This window comes from Pectobacterium hainanensis (assembly GCF_046237015.1).
Lineage (GTDB): Bacteria > Pseudomonadota > Gammaproteobacteria > Enterobacterales > Enterobacteriaceae > JBJYIN01.
On record NZ_JBJYIN010000005.1, the window covers coordinates 166,297 to 183,100 of the forward strand.

14 protein-coding genes and 1 pseudogene are annotated in these 16,804 nt (G+C 48.8%); 9 read left to right on the plus strand and 6 right to left on the minus strand.

What is annotated here, in order from left to right:
* The first annotated feature begins 14 nt into the window (after positions 1 to 14).
* The 8 genes and pseudogenes from ssb1 to panS all read left to right on the plus strand — a co-directional run bounded on the left by ssb1 (position 15) and on the right by panS (position 6,947).
* Positions 15 to 560: a single-stranded DNA-binding protein SSB1 gene (ssb1, locus tag ACKPVM_RS06970; RefSeq protein WP_409308082.1), complete on the plus strand. Its 546-nt coding sequence runs from the start codon at positions 15 to 17 to the stop codon at positions 558 to 560.
* A gap of 258 nt (positions 561 to 818) precedes the next feature.
* Positions 819 to 908, plus strand: coding sequence for an IS1 family transposase (locus ACKPVM_RS06975; protein ID WP_409308084.1), 90 nt, complete (start codon positions 819 to 821; stop codon positions 906 to 908).
* 6 nt (positions 909 to 914) lie between these two features.
* A pseudogene (locus ACKPVM_RS06980) lies at positions 915 to 1,067 on the plus strand (IS1 family transposase); the annotation flags it as partial.
* A 151-nt stretch (positions 1,068 to 1,218) separates the two neighbouring features.
* The gene (locus ACKPVM_RS06985; RefSeq protein WP_409308086.1) at positions 1,219 to 2,337 is read left to right on the plus strand and encodes a type IV toxin-antitoxin system AbiEi family antitoxin; all 1,119 of its coding nucleotides are present in this window, start codon (positions 1,219 to 1,221) and stop codon (positions 2,335 to 2,337) included.
* Positions 2,338 to 2,528: 191 nt separating this feature from the next.
* Positions 2,529 to 3,227, plus strand: coding sequence for a hypothetical protein (locus ACKPVM_RS06990; RefSeq protein WP_409308088.1), 699 nt, complete (start codon positions 2,529 to 2,531; stop codon positions 3,225 to 3,227).
* A gap of 151 nt (positions 3,228 to 3,378) precedes the next feature.
* Positions 3,379 to 4,416: a hypothetical protein gene (locus ACKPVM_RS06995; protein WP_409308089.1), complete on the plus strand. Its 1,038-nt coding sequence runs from the start codon at positions 3,379 to 3,381 to the stop codon at positions 4,414 to 4,416.
* Between the two features lie 526 nt (positions 4,417 to 4,942).
* Positions 4,943 to 5,701 (plus strand): IclR family transcriptional regulator, encoded by a 759-nt coding sequence (locus ACKPVM_RS07000; RefSeq protein WP_409308091.1) that lies wholly within the window; start codon positions 4,943 to 4,945, stop codon positions 5,699 to 5,701.
* 322 nt (positions 5,702 to 6,023) lie between these two features.
* Positions 6,024 to 6,947, plus strand: coding sequence for a ketopantoate/pantoate/pantothenate transporter PanS (gene panS, locus ACKPVM_RS07005; protein ID WP_409308093.1), 924 nt, complete (start codon positions 6,024 to 6,026; stop codon positions 6,945 to 6,947).
* A gap of 153 nt (positions 6,948 to 7,100) precedes the next feature.
* On the opposite strand, the gene ACKPVM_RS07010 is transcribed toward panS, so the two are convergent.
* The 6 genes from ACKPVM_RS07010 to dtnK all read right to left on the minus strand — a co-directional run bounded on the left by ACKPVM_RS07010 (position 7,101) and on the right by dtnK (position 15,425).
* On the minus strand, positions 7,101 to 8,447 hold the full coding sequence (locus ACKPVM_RS07010) for a gluconate:H+ symporter (RefSeq protein ID WP_409308094.1): 1,347 nt from the start codon (positions 8,445 to 8,447) through the stop codon (positions 7,101 to 7,103).
* 395 nt (positions 8,448 to 8,842) lie between these two features.
* Positions 8,843 to 10,810 (minus strand): YjhG/YagF family D-xylonate dehydratase, encoded by a 1,968-nt coding sequence (locus tag ACKPVM_RS07015; protein WP_409308096.1) that lies wholly within the window; start codon positions 10,808 to 10,810, stop codon positions 8,843 to 8,845.
* A 101-nt stretch (positions 10,811 to 10,911) separates the two neighbouring features.
* Positions 10,912 to 11,826: a dihydrodipicolinate synthase family protein gene (locus tag ACKPVM_RS07020; protein WP_409308097.1), complete on the minus strand. Its 915-nt coding sequence runs from the start codon at positions 11,824 to 11,826 to the stop codon at positions 10,912 to 10,914.
* A 360-nt stretch (positions 11,827 to 12,186) separates the two neighbouring features.
* Entirely contained in the window at positions 12,187 to 13,002 is an 816-nt protein-coding gene (locus ACKPVM_RS07025; protein ID WP_409308099.1) for a DeoR/GlpR family DNA-binding transcription regulator, read from the minus strand.
* 136 nt (positions 13,003 to 13,138) lie between these two features.
* A complete protein-coding gene (locus tag ACKPVM_RS07030) occupies positions 13,139 to 14,119 on the minus strand; it encodes a D-threonate 4-phosphate dehydrogenase (RefSeq protein ID WP_409308101.1) in 981 nt (326 codons plus the stop codon).
* Positions 14,112 to 15,425, minus strand: a complete 1,314-nt coding sequence (gene dtnK, locus ACKPVM_RS07035; protein ID WP_409308102.1) for a D-threonate kinase — start codon at positions 15,423 to 15,425, stop codon at positions 14,112 to 14,114. Before dtnK ends, ACKPVM_RS07030 begins: the two co-directional genes overlap by 8 nt.
* 212 nt (positions 15,426 to 15,637) lie before the next feature.
* Between dtnK and ACKPVM_RS07040 the strand changes: the two genes are divergently transcribed.
* The gene (locus tag ACKPVM_RS07040; RefSeq protein ID WP_409308104.1) at positions 15,638 to 16,774 is read left to right on the plus strand and encodes an iron-containing alcohol dehydrogenase; all 1,137 of its coding nucleotides are present in this window, start codon (positions 15,638 to 15,640) and stop codon (positions 16,772 to 16,774) included.
* The last annotated feature ends 30 nt before the right edge of the window (positions 16,775 to 16,804 follow it).

Here is a 16,804-nt window from a genome sequence, read left to right on the forward strand (position 1 = left end):
CAGGAGACACGAGCATGGCCAGCAGAGGCGTTAATAAAGTGATTCTCGTCGGGCATCTGGGGCAAGACCCAGAAGTTCGCTATATGCCGAACGGTGGTGCGGTTGCCAACATCACTCTGGCCACGTCCGATAGCTGGCGTGACAAACAAACTGGCGAGCAGAAAGAAAAAACCGAATGGCACCGTGTTGTTCTGTTCGGCAAACTGGCTGAAGTCGCAGGTGAGTATCTGCGTAAAGGTTCCCAGGTTTACATTGAAGGTGCGCTGCAAACCCGTAAATGGGCCGATCAGTCTGGCGTAGAGCGTTACACCACCGAAGTGGTTGTTAACGTCGGCGGCACCATGCAGATGTTAGGTGGACGCCAGGGTGGCGGCGCACCAGCAGGCGGTAACGCAGGTGGCGGTCAGCAACAAGGCGGTTGGGGACAACCTCAACAACCGCAGGGTGGAAACCAGTTCAGCGGAAACGCGCAACCGCAGCCGGCTCGTCCTGCGCAAAATAACGCCCCTGCGGCCAGCAATGAGCCGCCGATGGATTTCGATGACGACATTCCGTTCTAAGTTCGAAATTTTGTTTTGTAAATCAATCAATTAACTAAAATCATCGAGTTAATCATAGGCTGTTGGAATGCCTATTGCGAGCCTGACTTACCCTTATCCAGTAATGGGTTTGAACCTCGAAAGAGGGAGGGGAATGTAGCATGTCAGGAAAAGGCTGGTTGCGGGGAAATAACCTACTTTGCGCCAGCCATTGCAAGTCCCATAGGGTTAAGCCTGATTGGTTGAATCATAGTTCGGTAATGCATCTAATTAGTTGAATTGGGGTATAACGCCCGCTTTTTCGGTTCTCTCATAGCCAACGTTACTGTCCATTGTCCCCGTTGTCAGTCTGCTCATCTATACCTATGAAGCTCGCAAGCCTGGCGCTGGTATGCCTATAACACCAAAACAGGCGGCGTTTTGGCTTATACGTTTGGGCCGCGTACCAATGAAACCTGCCGTGAACTGCTGACTCTGCTCACACCGTTTACTATCGGTCAGGGGAGGAAGGAGCCATACACCTCATTCATACAGGCGTGCTAGTCAATACAAGGTAGGAAATATAAAGATTAGCCTAAATTGGTTTATTAGCTGCGCAGCTAATGATGCAACAATGTCTAATATTAGCTAAGATAGCATTATTTTCTGTACAGCTAATAATGATTTGGAGGCTAATATTATGGAGTATTACTCACATAGTTTAGGGTTTGAATTCGAAAGGCAGATGCTGGATGCCCTGATGGTGGCTCTTGCTGAAGCATTCGGCTCCGAAGCCTCAGTGCTCGATGCTTCACACGAGCTTCGTGGGGTTGAGCTTGATGGCATGATCGTGATCAAGGCTATGGGTAAAACCCTACAGGTATTCGTCGAAGTCAAAAGGGAGGTCTACCCAAGAGACTTAAGGAATGCTGTGTACCAGCTCCACAGAAGCATGGACGAAACTCGTCATCGTCACGAAGCTATTATTGGACTGCTCGCTGCAGGCGTATTGAGTCCCGGGGCTAAGCAGGAGCTTAGGGAACAGAATATCGCCTCATTCGAGCTGGGAGGCAGCCTTTACCTAAAGCATGACGGCTGGCTCATCAACATCGAAAAGCCTTCTCACCGTACCAAGAAGAACACTCAGGGCATTGATCTTTTCACTGAGGCCCGTGAAAGTGTAATACACGCGCTTTTGATGAATAGTCATGGGTGGTTAACTGGTACAGAGCTGGCCGAACAAGCCGAAACGTCACCATACACCTGCTCTCTCGTGCTGCAGGAACTGACGTTGCGTGAGTGGGTGGAGTCTACTGGTGGAGGACCGAGCAAGCGCAGAATGCTCACTCGCCCTGGTAAGCTTTTGGACGCTTGGTCTGAGCAGTGGCAGGAGCGCAAAGAAAAAAGGTCAAAGTGGTACACCTTTGTCGAAAATCCCAAGGATATGCTGGCCCACCTAGCGGAACGGATAGATCGTCAGAAGGTGGATTATCCGTGGGCGTTCACAGGTGCTGCAGCGGCTAATGTTTACGCCCCATTGCTGACCAGTACTGAGGGGGCAGAAATCATTGTCCCCAAGGGCTACGCAGAGAGGATGGCTGATGTGTTAGGCCTGAAGCCAGTGAGCAAAGGGGCGAACATTACTCTCATCGAGCGCGAACCTGCGAGCTTGCTTTACCGAGATATGCACTCGGACCACCCTATCTTTTTCGCAAGTCCTTACATTCTTTACTTAGACTTATTGGATGGTCGAGGCCGCAACAAAGAACTGGCGGAACATATTAGAGAACGATTGGAGTCTTTATGGCAACGGGATTGAAGCCTCGTACAGCGGCTGGATACGATCAAAATGTTACATTGGCATGCGAGAGGACATTGCTCACACTGCTAAGCGCCTTTGGGAATCTGAAGGAAACGCTAAGACTTGTCGGTGGCTTGGTACCTCGGTACCTCACGCCAGCGACTCCGCCCGATGTTCCTTTGCATGCTGGTACTTCGGACGTAGACATAGTGTTAAACCTTGAAATACTGGCAGTTGGCAATGAATACGCTAGCCTTGCGCAGCAGCTAAAAGCACGGGGCTTCACCCGTGGGGGCGAAGAGGGAAATACCGCATCCTGGCGCTGGCGTCGTAGGGTTAATGAGCATATTGAAGTAGTTGTTGAGCTTCTTCGGGATGCCGGTGATGAGGAACCAGGCCGGACCATCAGCGTCGATGGGGAAAGAGTATCGGCACTCACAATTAAGCATGCCCGAATCGTCCACGACTGGTATCAGGAGAAGACAGTTTCTGCCCAGTTGCTGGATGGTGATGGTCTCTCAGTAGATATCGTGAGATTTGCTGACGTACCAGCATTTGTCATTTTGAAAGCGCTAGCTCTGGATCAACGTCAGGAGAGGAAGGATGCTGCTGACCTAATCCACGTGATCAGATACTCAGGCTCGGTACAGGAAGTCGCAGCTCTATTCGTTCAGCGTATTCGTTCAGGGCAGCACCCAGAGGCTTTGCAGGACGGGCTAGCGGCGCTCGGCAGGCGCTTTGGGGACGACGAGCATGGTGAAGGCTATGAGAAGGTGGGGGCTGTTGCCTACGCACGCTTCCACGACAAAGACGACGAAGACGAAGATGAGCTTGTTGGTCGTCAGCGTTTTGCTGCAGGGTTAGTCCAGCGCTTACTGGCCGAGATTGAGAGGCAACGGGCAATCTAACTCAAATAATTACCACGAAACCCGTGGTAATTATAAACGGTTGGTGTGTCTATCGTAAGCCTGACCCATCCTTAATGAGTAATGGATGTAGGCCTCAAAAAGGATAGCGAAAATGAAGCGCGTCAGGTTTAACTATAAGGAAAAATAGTTGATGTCACACCACTGGTGGAAGGATCTTCTTGATCGAAATAACCGTTGGCAAGGATTAGAACTGTATAAACAGGCCGATTCTGCAACAACATCGGCAATGGAAATGCGCAGTGGTCATAATGGCCGTATGGCACTGTACATTCGTGAAATACCGTTATTCTGGGCCTCAATGCTGAATGATCATTCCGGTGTCTGGCTGGTGATGAACGACGCTCATTCAGATCAGCAAGCGCTGTTGCCGCCGGTGACATCACAAGACGTAGAATGGATTCAACGTCGCGGCGCGTCAGCATGGAGCAGCGAATGGTGTCGTTATTTTGCTCGTCGTCTGCTGGACGCTCCTGTCCCGCTACTGTCCGCCAGACGCTGGTTGTTACGCCCCATGTTTCCCGTCACGCCGACTGCACCATATCCCCTCGAACAAAAGCAGCCAATCGAACGTTGGCATTTCCAAACGCCACCCAGTACAAATAATATCAACTGTAACTGGACACTCTACGGTGAAAATTTTCCCGATCTCACCACTCCCGAACGTATTTCGTTGGTGGATTGGTGGTGGGGTGAAGATCGACTCCTTGGGCGATACCCCATTAAACAGGAAACAGGACGACTGAAGTGGTGGCGTAAAAAATGCAGAGAAGGTACTTTACCGCCTATTTTAGTATGGTATATCGCAGGGTTGGCATCATTTATTATCCTCGATGGTCACTATCGTTTACAGGCCGCCATTGAAGAGAAAATACCGCCTCAGTTTCTCGTACTCAGCGAGTTCAGTGAGCAAACATTCAAATCGGATCCTGAACATCAAACAAGGGTGTTACAAGCGCTAGAAAGACAACAGTTACACCGTCCTGATTGCAATATTGATGGCATCAATCAAACGCTAATCAATCTCTATGATACTCGCTATTTTTATGCCCCAACCTATAGTCGTGCCGTGCTTGGCAAAGGTGAATCCTGGGAACAAGAAGTCACGGACTATTTGCATAAACATCGGGCTGACGATTATCAGGAAAAGATTATACGTCGCATAACCTAGCCTATACCCAAAATAATTCGAGTTGCATGACAAAACGTTAGCGTTTTGAACAACGCTCTGCGTTGACCCTTTAGGGCAAGGCCCATTTATGGCCTTGTAACGCGGCAAGTGAGGGACAAATTCGTCGGGAACGAATTTGACCAGCCTTTGGCTGGCCTTCGGTGAGAGACAGGATGTCTCTCATTTAATCCCGATGAGCTTACTTGAGTAAGTGATTCGGGTGACAAATCTGCCGGGAGCAGATTTGAACGCGGCTTGCAGCGGCCCCAACGGGGCGAGGCTCATGGATGAGCCGAGTAATGAGCGCAGCCAACGCACAAGCAACTTGAAGTATGAAAGGTATAATGGGAAACATCACCAATAACGGTTAAATGATTTGTGTCGTAAATAGAATCATTTTAGCGTGAAACGGTTTCGATAATGACACGATCGGTCTGAAATGCCCAAAAGTAGCAAATTGATTTACCCAGACTGACGTAGTACCATTCAAAAATTCCCTTTTCCCTCATAAGCAGTTGGTTTTCTTATGCCAATCATCCAATCGGTAGAACGAGCTTTACGCATTCTGGACCTTTTCGACGAATACAATGTTGAGATCAAAATTACCGATATTAGTACCCAGATGGGTTTACATAAAAGTACGCTGCATTCGTTGCTAAAAACATTACAGGTTGCGGGTTATATCGATCAAAACCGGGAAAATGGCAAATACCGATTAGGTATGAAGTTGGTTGAACGCGGTAATCTGGTCGTTAACTCCATCGATATTCGTGAAAAGGCACGCAGTTATCTGCTGGATCTCGCCTCACAAACCGGCCAAACCACGCATCTGGCTATCCTTGATGGCAAAGAAGGTGTGTACGTCGACAAAGTGGAAGGCAAGCTGGCTGTCATCACGTTCTCACGCATTGGACGACGTTTACCTATTCACGCAACGGCCATTGGGAAAGTGCTGCTGGCATTCAATCCTGAGAATGAAGTTAACACGCTATTGCAAGATTACAATTTCACCCAACAAACACCCAATACCATTCTCAATAAAGAAGCCTACCTGAAAGAACTTGAGTTTGTACGTCAGAATGGCTATGCCTTAGATAATCAGGAAAACGAGCAAGGTGTGCGCTGTATTTCTGTTCCGATAAGAAACCACGCGGGCCATATCATCGCGGCAATCAGTATGTCCACGCTGACTAATCGCGTTTCTGAAACAGAGTTCAACGATTACATTGAATTAATGAAAACCGCCTCCAAAGCACTATCTCAGCGACTGGGTTACGAAGGCTGAAATCACTAGGCACGTTGTACTGAACGGGCTAATAACCTATTCATCGTGATCAACGCAAGAAGCACAGGGGAATGGATGCCAACAAGTGCTTCATCCCGTGCTTCCACGATATTGGCATAATCGATAGCCTGACATCGTCCTAAATGCCTCTACCCTCTCCTCTTTATTTCCTCCGCCCAATACATTTCTCTGTCAATTTCACTGGTTGGGTCTTTTTTCTCATCAGGTTCATGTACCATGCTTCGTCGGCTGTCTGCCCTCGTTCCGGGAGATCGGCAGCGACACAAAATAAAACACAACAAAGTTATAAGGAATCCTGATCATGCTCGCCAAAATGACCCGACTGTTCCCTCTGTGGGCTGTCTTACTGTCGGTTGCTGCGTACTATTCTCCTACAACCTTTATTGGCATTGGCCCTTGGGTTAGCTCATTGCTCATGCTCATTATGTTTGGTATGGGAGTCACATTAAATATTGGCGATTTCAAACGCGTCTTGGTTCGACCTGCGCCGGTAATTGCGGGTACCTTTCTGCACTATTTGGTTATGCCATTAGCTGCCTGGGGATTGGCAAAACTGTTCCAGATGCCGCCCGACCTCTCTGCTGGCATGATCTTAGTGGGGAGCGTTGCCAGCGGCACAGCATCTAACGTCATGATCTATTTGGCAAAGGGAGATGTCGCGCTATCAGTAACGATTTCATCGGTATCAGCGCTGGTTGGCGTGTTTGCGACACCGCTTCTGACACGCTTCTATGTCGATACGCAGATTCAGGTAGATGTCGTCGGTATGCTACTCAGCATTGTGAAAATTGTGGTGATTCCTATCGGACTAGGCCTGATTATTCATCACTCGATGAATTCGGTAGTAAAACGTATTGAACCTTATCTACCCGCATTTTCCATGCTCTGCATTTTGCTGATCATCAGTGCTGTGGTTGCCGGTAGCCAGAGCTTTATTGGTTCCGTTGGTCTGGTCGTCATCATCGCGGTCATCTTACACAATGCTATCGGCCTACTCGGTGGTTATTGGGGAGGCAAGCTGTTCGGCTTTGATGAGTCCACCTGCCGTACTCTGGCATTGGAAGTCGGCATGCAAAACTCCGGTTTGGCCGCAACGCTTGGCAAACTCTATTTCTCACCATTGGCTGCCCTGCCAGGCGCACTGTTTTCCGTATGGCATAACCTTTCTGGTTCACTACTGGCAGGTTACTGGTCCGGTAAAGCGATTAAGTCTGAAAAGAAGTAATAAAGCAATCTGGGGTAATGGGCTGACGATGAAAGCGCTTCAACTATAGCCTGATAACAATTCTCACCCAATAACAATCCTCAACCCGATAACAATCCGCCCTTCTGCTGAAGGACGGATTGCCAGAGTGATCTTACCACCCGCCAACCAAACTCAAATCACCATATTTAACATCAAAATGAATGCCAGACCGAAAACGGAAACTAGCGTGGACAGCAAAGTCCAGGTAGCGAACGTTTCTTTCATGGTTAATCCGAAGTATTCCTTGATCATCCAAAAACCGGCATCATTCACATGAGAGGCAATTGCGCTCCCGGCTCCTGTCGCCAGAGTGACCAATGCCAGATTTGCATCACTCTGTGCCAGTGTAGGGATTACCAATCCAGCAGTAGAAATTGCGGCAACGGTCGCAGACCCAAGAGAGATACGCAGAATTGCGGCAACGCCCCAGGCCAGAAGAATAGGCGACGCTGATGTACCGGAAAACAGTGCTGCAACGTACGTCCCAACGCCACCGTCAATCAATACCTGCTTGAATGCGCCACCGCCCCCAATGATCAATAGCATCATCCCAATACCAGCAGCCGCAGAGCTACAGGAGGACATCAAGTCTTTTACGGCAATATTTCGTGACAATCCCATTGAATAAATGGCAAACAGCAAAGAGATGATCATCGCGACAGAGGCATCACCGAGAAATTTAATCACGTTGATCAATAAATTATCGGCTAATCCTATTTCCTGCTGAACCATCGATATCACGGTAGAGATCGACATCAATATCACAGGTAACATAGCGGTAAATAAGCTGATGCCAAATCCCGGCGTTTCTTCAATATCAAATGTCTTTTGCTGGCCTAAGGAATCAATATTCCCAACTTTATTAAAGCCTTCTGGAACAATTTTCTTTGCAAACTTATTAAATACCGGGCCACAAATAACGACCGTCGGTGCACCGACAATGATGCCATAAAATAATACGGTACCAATATCTGCGCCATATTCACCCGCGATCATGGTTGGCCCTGGGTGCGGTGGCAAAAACCCATGCGTCACCAGCAAAGCGGAAATCATAGGGATACCAAGGTGCAGAATAGAAACCTTTAACTGTCGCGACATGGTAAACAGGATAGGAATCAACAGCACCAATCCTACTTCAAAGAATAACGCGATCCCGACAATAAACGACGCAATCACTACCGCCCATTGGATATGGCGTTCACCAAACCGATTAATCAACGTAACAGCTATACGATGAGCACCGCCAGCATCCGCAATAAGTCGCCCCAACATGGCACCGACGCCGAAGATCAGCGCGATATGCCCTAATGTCCCTCCGAGCCCTTTTTCAATAGATTTCACGACACCATTAAGTGGAATACCTAACGCCAGCGCGACACCAAATGCGACGATAAGCAAGGACACAAAGGTATTTAACTTCAACTTCATAATTAATATTAGCAGGAAAAAAATCCCGATACAGACAATAAATAAAGGCATCTTATTAGCTCCAACTTTTATATTATTAAGGCAAGATAGACTTCCGTTTTTATATTTCCCTGGTATTCAGACCATTCATTCATGACACATGACATACAACTATCCTCTGCGCCTAATAAAATTGAGGCACAGAGCATTAGCCAGATTAATTAAGACTACTATTCAAACTGTTGTTCAAACTATCAAATCATACTTTGCATTGCCAGTGATTGATTATGTTCAAATCGAACTCTGGCAAATTTATCACCTGAATTATTTGGGTGTAGAGTATAAAGCTAAACCACACTTTATTATCAAATCACATAATCAACTTACTCTTATTACCGTAGACTCAATAAAATCTACGGTAATATATAACGTTAATTTTTTATTAATTAAAAACTATGTTGTCGAGCCTATTTATTTAATGCTTTAACACCAGCTTGTAATACTTCGATAATTTTATCGGTATCATAAATACATCCCGTCCATGTTCCACCACTGGCCGCCTGTAATGCCGCCCATAGACGCGTATCATCCGGTAAGTCAGGATGCGCACTCAGATCAGGATGCGCTTCACGTTTCGCCAACTCTTCAGCGCCTTCATCCGGCGTCAGCGGTTTGTCGTCAGTACCAATAAAGTTGATAGAACCGGATAATTTTTGACGATCAACAATGATTTCAATGATATCGCCGTTACGCAGTTTACCAATTGGTCCCCCTACCAGCGCTTCCGGACCAACATGCCCGATACAGGCTCCCGTTGATACGCCAGAGAAACGGGCATCGGTAATCAGTGAGACATGTTTGCCATAGGGTAAATGCTTCAGCGCGGAGGTAACCTGATAAGTTTCCTCCATACCAGTACCGGATGGCCCGCCACCGATAATCACCATGATATCGCCTTCATGGACCTGACCATGCTTAATGGCTTTGATCGCTAATTCTTCGGAAGTAAAGACGCTGGCCTTTCCGGTATGCCGATAGACGCCATCCTCCCCGACCACCGAATCATCAATCGCAGTTGATTTAATAACAGACCCTTCCGGCGCAATATTGCCGACTGGGAACGTAATGGTCGATGTCAAGCCACGAGTACGTGCTTGCGTTGGGCTCATAATCACCTCATCCGGGTGAATGCCATCCAACTCTAACAAACGTTCGCGGAAGATTCTGCGACGATCGGACGTTTCCCACCACGCCAAGTTGTCACCCACCGTTTCGCCAGTGACCGTCATCGCATCTTCATGCAACAGCCCCAACGCACGCAGATGCAGCATGACTTCCGGTACGCCGCCCGCTAAAAATGCGCGAACCGTCGGATGGTAGACTGGCCCGTTAGGCAATACGCTAACCAGACGCGGCACGCGACGGTTGATTGTCGTCCACTCATCTACCCCTGGAACACGACAACCGGCAGCATGAGCAATCGCCGGAATATGCAGCAGGAGATTGGTCGATCCCCCAAATGCCGCATGGACCGTCATCGCGTTTTCAATAGCTTTATCCGTTATGATATCGCGAGTGGTTAGCCCTTTATGCTCCAGCGTAAGCACCGCACGTGCCGACTGACGAGCAATTTCCAACCAAACGGCCTGTCCAGAAGGCGCAAGCGCAGAGTGCGGCAACGCCAATCCCAGACCTTCAGCAACCACTTGTGACGTGCCAGCCGTACCAAGGAACTGACATCCGCCGCCAGGCGAAGCACATGCCCGACAACCCAGCATCGCCGCTTCTTCCAGCGTCAAATCCTGGTTAGCGAAACGTGCGCCGATGGTTTGTACTTTACCGGCATCTTCACCGTGCGTGGGCGGCAGCGTGGCCCCGCCGGGAACAATGATAGTTGGCAAAGCATGCATGGATGACAGCGCGATCATCATGGCAGGCAAACCCTTATCACAGGTAGCGACGCCAATAACGGCTTTGCGGGTAGGGAGAGAACGAATCAGACGGCGAAACACCATCGCGGCATCGTTACGGTACGGCAAAGAATCAAACATACCGGTCGTGCCCTGAGAACGACCATCGCAAGGATCGCTAATATAGCCAGCAAAAGGGACGCCACGGTGCAGAGCCACTTCTTCAGCAGCAGCACGCATTTGCAAACCAATTTCCCAGTGTCCCGTGTGATAGCCTAACGCAACTGGCTTACCATCAGCATCACGGATCCCGCCCTGCGTACCCAGGATGAGGACTTCACTACCCAATAGCTTGTTCGGATCCCATCCCATACCCGCATTGAGCGTCAGGCCGAAAATATGGCCACTCGGTGAATCAATCAACATTTCCGGAGTGAGTGGCAGCGCACCCTGCGGACCTTCTGCATGCGTCTGAACGTTATAGATCTGCGCATTGTCTTGATTAAAGATCGTATTAATAGACATGGCTTCTTCACTTATCTTTATAGAATGAAAATCACTGTTTACCCTGGGTAACAGCAATCACGACAGTATGCTCAATATAAAAAACGATCGGCGATTCGCGACTACTTTGGTAACAGACCAGCATCCACCAGCGTCTGCCGAACCTGTGCTTTCTGGGCGTCATTCAGCGGCTGCGTTGGTGGCAAGCAGAACGTCGAAATATCCAACCCAACTAACCGCATAGCTTCTTTCACTACATTGACGAAAGGACTGTCAATTTGATAAAGGCGCGGCAATTGCAGGATGGTTTTATGCATCTCACCAGCGCGAGCCAAATCGCCATCACAAATAGCCCGATAAATACCGACGGATAACTCCGGTGCAAAATTACCGCTGGCGGAAATCGCACCGTCCCCTCCCATCAACATCGTATTCAACAGATGATCGTCAAATCCGCAGAACACGCTGAAATTAGGATGTGCAGATTTCACGGTGGTAATCATGTCACGCAGATGCGCAACCGAATCAATGGTGTCTTTAATACCGACAATATTGTCATTGGCATCTGCCAGTCGTTTCACTAAATCTGGATACAGATCCTGCCCAGTAAGTTTCGGGAAGTTATACAGGATCACGGGCAACGTGACGGCCTTGGCAATCGAACGGTAATATCCCATCAGATTTTCTTCGGTGATTTGCCAGTAATAGGGATTAATAGCAACAATCGCATCAGCCCCAACTTCCTGGGCGTGTTGGCTCAATGCCACAGCCTCACGTGTATTTGTGCTACCCACACCAATCAAGACAGGCACACGATGGTCTACCATACGCACAACGGCTTCGGTTAATGCCATACGTTCCTGTGCTGACATTTGCGAAAACTCACCGCCCGTACCGAGGAAAAACAAGCCATTCACACCCGCAGTAACCAAGTGATCAATCACACGCTGCATCCCTGCTTCATCCAGCGAACCATCGGCAGCAAAGATCGAAGACACCGGTGGAATGATTCCGGCAAATTTTGTGGCAAATCCCATTTACTTCTCCTTACAGCATCAAATATCAAGGAAGGAAGGCGCCGCACGTCAGCAAATGCTAATGGCCTCATGACAAACGCTTCGTTTATTTTGTTTTACATTATAAAACACAATTCTATATTACATAACAGAAATGCTAGCACCGCAGTTTATGATGAGTAAATAACCGGCTGAGGACAGAGTTAAGAAATGGTCACTGGATCACAGAATGCATGTCAGGAAATGAAATTTTCAGGAAGACGAGATCCGCAGCGGAAAACGAACACAACACGTTGAGTAAACCGCGGGCATATATCAGCACGCGGCTCGTGACCGTAGAAACAATGAGGAGGGAGTCGGGGAGTGTCTCCCCCAACTGCGTTAAACCAATTTCAGATGAAAAGGCTGAGCCTTAAGCTGGGCTTGCACGTCAGGAGGTAACCCTGTATCGGTGACAATATCGGTTAGGTCCGTAAGCGGTGCGACACAGAACAGAGAGTAAGCACCGTATTTACTGCTATCAGCCAGCAATACCCGTCGGCTGGCATTCAGGCCAAGATCCTGCTTTACGCCTGCCTTTTCCTCGGTCGGCGTCGTGATGCCTTTTTCCAGGCTCCATGAATTACAGCTAATAAAAGCGATATCGGGATAAATGCTACGCAGCAGACGACGACCATGCTCGCCAATACATGACTGGCTGCTATCGTCAATGCGACCACCGATAATGGTCACCTCAATCTGTTTAAATTCGGACAAAAATAGTGCAATTTGCAAGTCAGCGGTAATCACACGTAACGGTAAATGCGTCAGATTACGAGCCAACTCCAGCATGGTAGTGCCCGCATCCAACACCACGGCACTTCCCGGTTGAACCAGCGTGGCGGCATAACGCGCGATCGACTGCTTCTCCTGCAAATTACGTTGCAGTTTCTCATTGGTTGTCGGCTGAGAGGGAATGAAACGATTAAGCGTAACGCCGCCATGGCTGCGACTAATCACTCCCTGTTCGTCCAATTTGATCAGATCGCGACGGATCGTCGCAGGGGAAGCATCAATGACGGAAACTAATTCATCTACCGTTACCAGATTATGACTCTTCAGATAGTCCATAATCTGATCCAGACGGCTTTGCCCTGTCACTTTCTCTCCGCTTATGCGCAAAGCATCGCTCAATGTTTTCTCCTCGACGATGTGCATCCATTTAACCCTTAGATGCCGATAAAACGACAACACGATTATCTCACGCAAGGGAGACATGACGTCTCCCTACACCCGCTCTTATTATCTCTGGATTGATGGCTCTCGTCGTGAGAAGCCTGTCACTAAGCGTAAATTATGCGAGCTGCATGGCAAGCTGGATTGAGATCGCCATACTCTCAGACTTCGCTTTTCCCGTCCATGCGATATCGAAAGCCGTACCGTGATCGGCAGAGGTACGAATAAAAGGCAATCCCGCAGTAATATTTACCCCATCATAAAAACCGAGCAATTTCAGCGGAATATGTCCTTGGTCATGATACATTGCCACCACCATATCGTACTGGCCTTCATAAGCTTGCAGATAGACAGTATCCGGTGGGCACGGCCCGTATACCTCAATACCTTTGGCTTTCATGGCTTCTACGGACGGTGTAACAATCTTGATCTCTTCATCCCCAAAAAGCCCGTTTTCACCGGCATGTGGGTTCACACCCGCCACCGCGATACGAGGATGAGAGAAACCGACACGTTTCAGGAACGTATCTGCCATCGCAATCACCGTCTCAACCCGATCGCGATTAAGGGTATCAAGAAACTTACGCAATGCGATATGTGTTGAAACATGAATCACTTTCAATTTATCGGTATAAAGCACCATCGCATAGTCACGGCTGTTGGTTAGCTTGGCCAATAACTCGGTGTGCCCCGGATAAAGATGCCCAGCCGAATGGAGCGCTTCCTTATTCAGTGGTGCAGTAGCGATAGCATGTACTTCTCCCGCCATTGCTAATGCGGTGGCGCGCTTAATACAGCGGTAGGCCAGATCGCCAGCCTGCGACTGTACCAGACCCGGTTTTAACGTCTCTGGATCAGCCAGAGGCTCATCAATAATGTTAATAACCCCGGGTGTAAAAACAGCATCGGCAGGTCGATCAATCACTTTCAACTCGACGGCGGGTACGACATTCAGCGCGAGAATACGACGCAGCGTCTGTACACACCCAACGACAACGGCAGGCGCACCGGAAAGTTCTCCTTCGGCCAGAGACTTGATAATAATCTCCGGCCCAATCCCCGCCGGGTCACCCATAGTAACTGCGATAATTTTACTCACTGGCCTTCTCCTCAATAAAACGAAAAACGTCTAGCAGAGTGGTTTCATTGCCGAAACCGCCCGCTTTAGTCATGACGGGAATATCGCCGACCACACTGTCAAGCAATGTTCCCCAAGGCACGCAGGATGCGAGTTGCCCCTTAATCTGAAAGCCGCTAGCCCCCAAAGCCGTTGCCACCGCAATCGCTATGTCGCCACCGGATAAATACAGCCCACCCAGCCGTTGTTGATTCATGATTCTTTTATCAACCACAATACTGCGCACCAGTTCTCCCAGCGCACGACTGATCGTTTCACCAAGCTGCTGACGGCTCAGTTCGTAGTGTCGGCACAAGTCATCGATTTCAAACCGCTGGCTATCGCGGTGACAGGTGCGAATAATGCAGTGCTGCCGTTGTACCAGCGTGGTAATGATGTCATCACGCCAATGCTTAATTTCCGTCAACGCCGAATCTGAAAGTAACGCATTGATATCGACATCAATAATATTGACATTGGGTTTATGGCTAGCGGCCACGATCTGTTTTTGAGCGATATCGCTCATTGACCCAACTACCGCAAGCAATGGCCGATATGATTTCGGTTGGAAATGAAGACGTTGTGCCAGCGCTTCACTTAGCCCAGATGATCCGACCAATAGCGGCCGGAACGATAACGAGTTGGCAGCACTGATAATCTTTATCAGATCGTCTTGCGTTTCTGCATCCATAACCACCAGCCTTACACCGGCCTGAACCAGATGATGTAATTGCTGCGCCAGGTCAGGCTCACGCACTGCCGACAAATGGATTTCAACAGCCGACAAGGTGGTTTGTTCCGCAACTCGCGCCATGATAGAAGCTGATATCACCGGCGTTTTTGGATCGCTGGCAAATTCAGTATCGGTCAACAGGCAACCATTAACCCAAACCTGCCCCTCGCGGGTCACACGCCCTAATGTCGGTGAGGCGGGAACAATCAGCGCGAAAGGCGCTTCTGTCGCAACGAGGGCTGATTCGATTTCTGCACCTATATTCCCGCGTAAAGTAGAATCAATCTTTTTAAAGACCCACCCTCTCCCCCCGGCGGAAAACCATGCCTCAATCGCCTTAGCGGTACGCTGAGCAGCCAGCGTTGAGCTGACAGCACGACTGTCGGTATTAATCACAACCGCATCACCCAACAAGTCACGCTGTAACTTGTTAATGTCAAAAACCACATTGACCTGAGCACCGTTAAGAGACAGGCCGACACCGGCATCATTTGCACCGGTAAAGTCATCCGCAACGACCAATACATGAACGGCTGTCTGCTGCGCTGTCGGCATACTTTATCCTCGGGTTATCAATTTGCTGACAATGATTATATTAAATCATATTTGATTATATGTGAGCAATCTCAAATTATTTAAAATGAATTTAACTTATAAAATAGCCACGAAAGCGAGCAAATGGCCGTATTGATTGATTAACAACAGTCAATTTGATTAAAAAAAATCAACACCATTTGTTAACATGGGTAAAAAACAAGGTAATACACATGAACATCAATAGCACAGTCATCAGTGGCTACCGGGTATTACAGGATATTCGCCATCTTATGGCAGGCAAACAGCATGTGCTGTTTGTGACAGACAAGAACATCATCAGCCTGCCTGATGTACAGACACTGATCGAACAAGTGAAACAAGAAATTCCAGAGGTGTTGCTGGTAGATAATGTTCCCGCCGAACCCAGCCAACATGATGTCGCCAACATACTGGCGCAACTTCCTCAAACCCGTACCGACCTGGTTATCGGGGTGGGAGGAGGCAGCGTACTGGATGTAGCCAAACTGCTTTCTGTTTTATGTGCGGGTGATGATGCCGTCACGCTGGAAAGCCTGTTGGCCGGAGAGAAACCGACACGCCGGACGACGTCCTTACTGATTCCAACGACGGCGGGTACAGGCTCCGAAGCCACGCCCAACGCGATCTTAGCCATCCCTGAAAAAGAAACTAAAGTCGGCATTATCACGCCGGTTATGCTGCCAGACTACGTTGCTCTGGTTCCTGAACTGACTATCAGCATGCCTGCCCATATTGCTGCCTCGACAGGGATCGACGCGTTATGCCACCTGATCGAATGCTTCACATCGACCATCGCCAACCCAGTCAGTGATAACTATGCGTTGATCGGCTTGAAAAAATTATTTGCCAATATTGAGGCTTCCGTACGCGAGCCAGAAAACCTGGAAGCCAAATTGAATATGTTGTGGGCCTCCTACTATGGCGGTGCGGCCATTGCTCATTCAGGTACTCACCTGGTGCATGCCATGTCCTACCCTCTTGGCGGTAAGTACCATATTCCCCACGGCGCTGCGAATGCCATCCTACTCGCGCCTTGTATGCGTTTTGTACAAACCGCCGCGCAGGAAAAATTTGCGCAAGCTTACGATCTGTTACCCGATGCGGAGTTGTCCCTCAGTACAGCGGAAAAAGCTCAGGCACTGGTGGCTTATTTCACCGATCTGGTCAAGCGTCTCAACCTGCCTGACACACTACAACAGCTCGGCGTAGAAAAATCGCATCTGCCCTATCTGGTTGAGGCTGCGCTACAGGTTCAGCGTCTGATGAAGAACGTACCGACACAGGTCAGTGCCGATGATGTCCGCGAAATTTATTTAACGCTGTTTTAAAACTTTCGTTTTTGACTACGTATGAATGAG

Bases quoted from the DNA above. Each gene is read 5' to 3' on its own strand.
- ACKPVM_RS07010 (WP_409308094.1), bottom strand. From the start codon at position 8,447: ATGCCTTTATTTATTGTCTGTATCGGGATTTTTTTCCTGCTAATATTA.
- ACKPVM_RS07020 (WP_409308097.1), bottom strand. From the start codon at position 11,826: ATGGGATTTGCCACAAAATTTGCCGGAATCATTCCACCGGTGTCTTCG.
- ACKPVM_RS06985 (WP_409308086.1), top strand. From the start codon at position 1,219: ATGGAGTATTACTCACATAGTTTAGGGTTTGAATTCGAAAGGCAGATG.
- ACKPVM_RS07015 (WP_409308096.1), bottom strand. From the start codon at position 10,810: ATGTCTATTAATACGATCTTTAATCAAGACAATGCGCAGATCTATAAC.
- panS (WP_409308093.1), top strand. From the start codon at position 6,024: ATGCTCGCCAAAATGACCCGACTGTTCCCTCTGTGGGCTGTCTTACTG.
- dtnK (WP_409308102.1), bottom strand. From the start codon at position 15,425: ATGCCGACAGCGCAGCAGACAGCCGTTCATGTATTGGTCGTTGCGGAT.
- ssb1 (WP_409308082.1), top strand. From the start codon at position 15: ATGGCCAGCAGAGGCGTTAATAAAGTGATTCTCGTCGGGCATCTGGGG.
- ACKPVM_RS07040 (WP_409308104.1), top strand. From the start codon at position 15,638: ATGAACATCAATAGCACAGTCATCAGTGGCTACCGGGTATTACAGGAT.
- ACKPVM_RS07025 (WP_409308099.1), bottom strand. From the start codon at position 13,002: ATGCACATCGTCGAGGAGAAAACATTGAGCGATGCTTTGCGCATAAGC.
- ACKPVM_RS07000 (WP_409308091.1), top strand. From the start codon at position 4,943: ATGCCAATCATCCAATCGGTAGAACGAGCTTTACGCATTCTGGACCTT.
- ACKPVM_RS06995 (WP_409308089.1), top strand. From the start codon at position 3,379: ATGTCACACCACTGGTGGAAGGATCTTCTTGATCGAAATAACCGTTGG.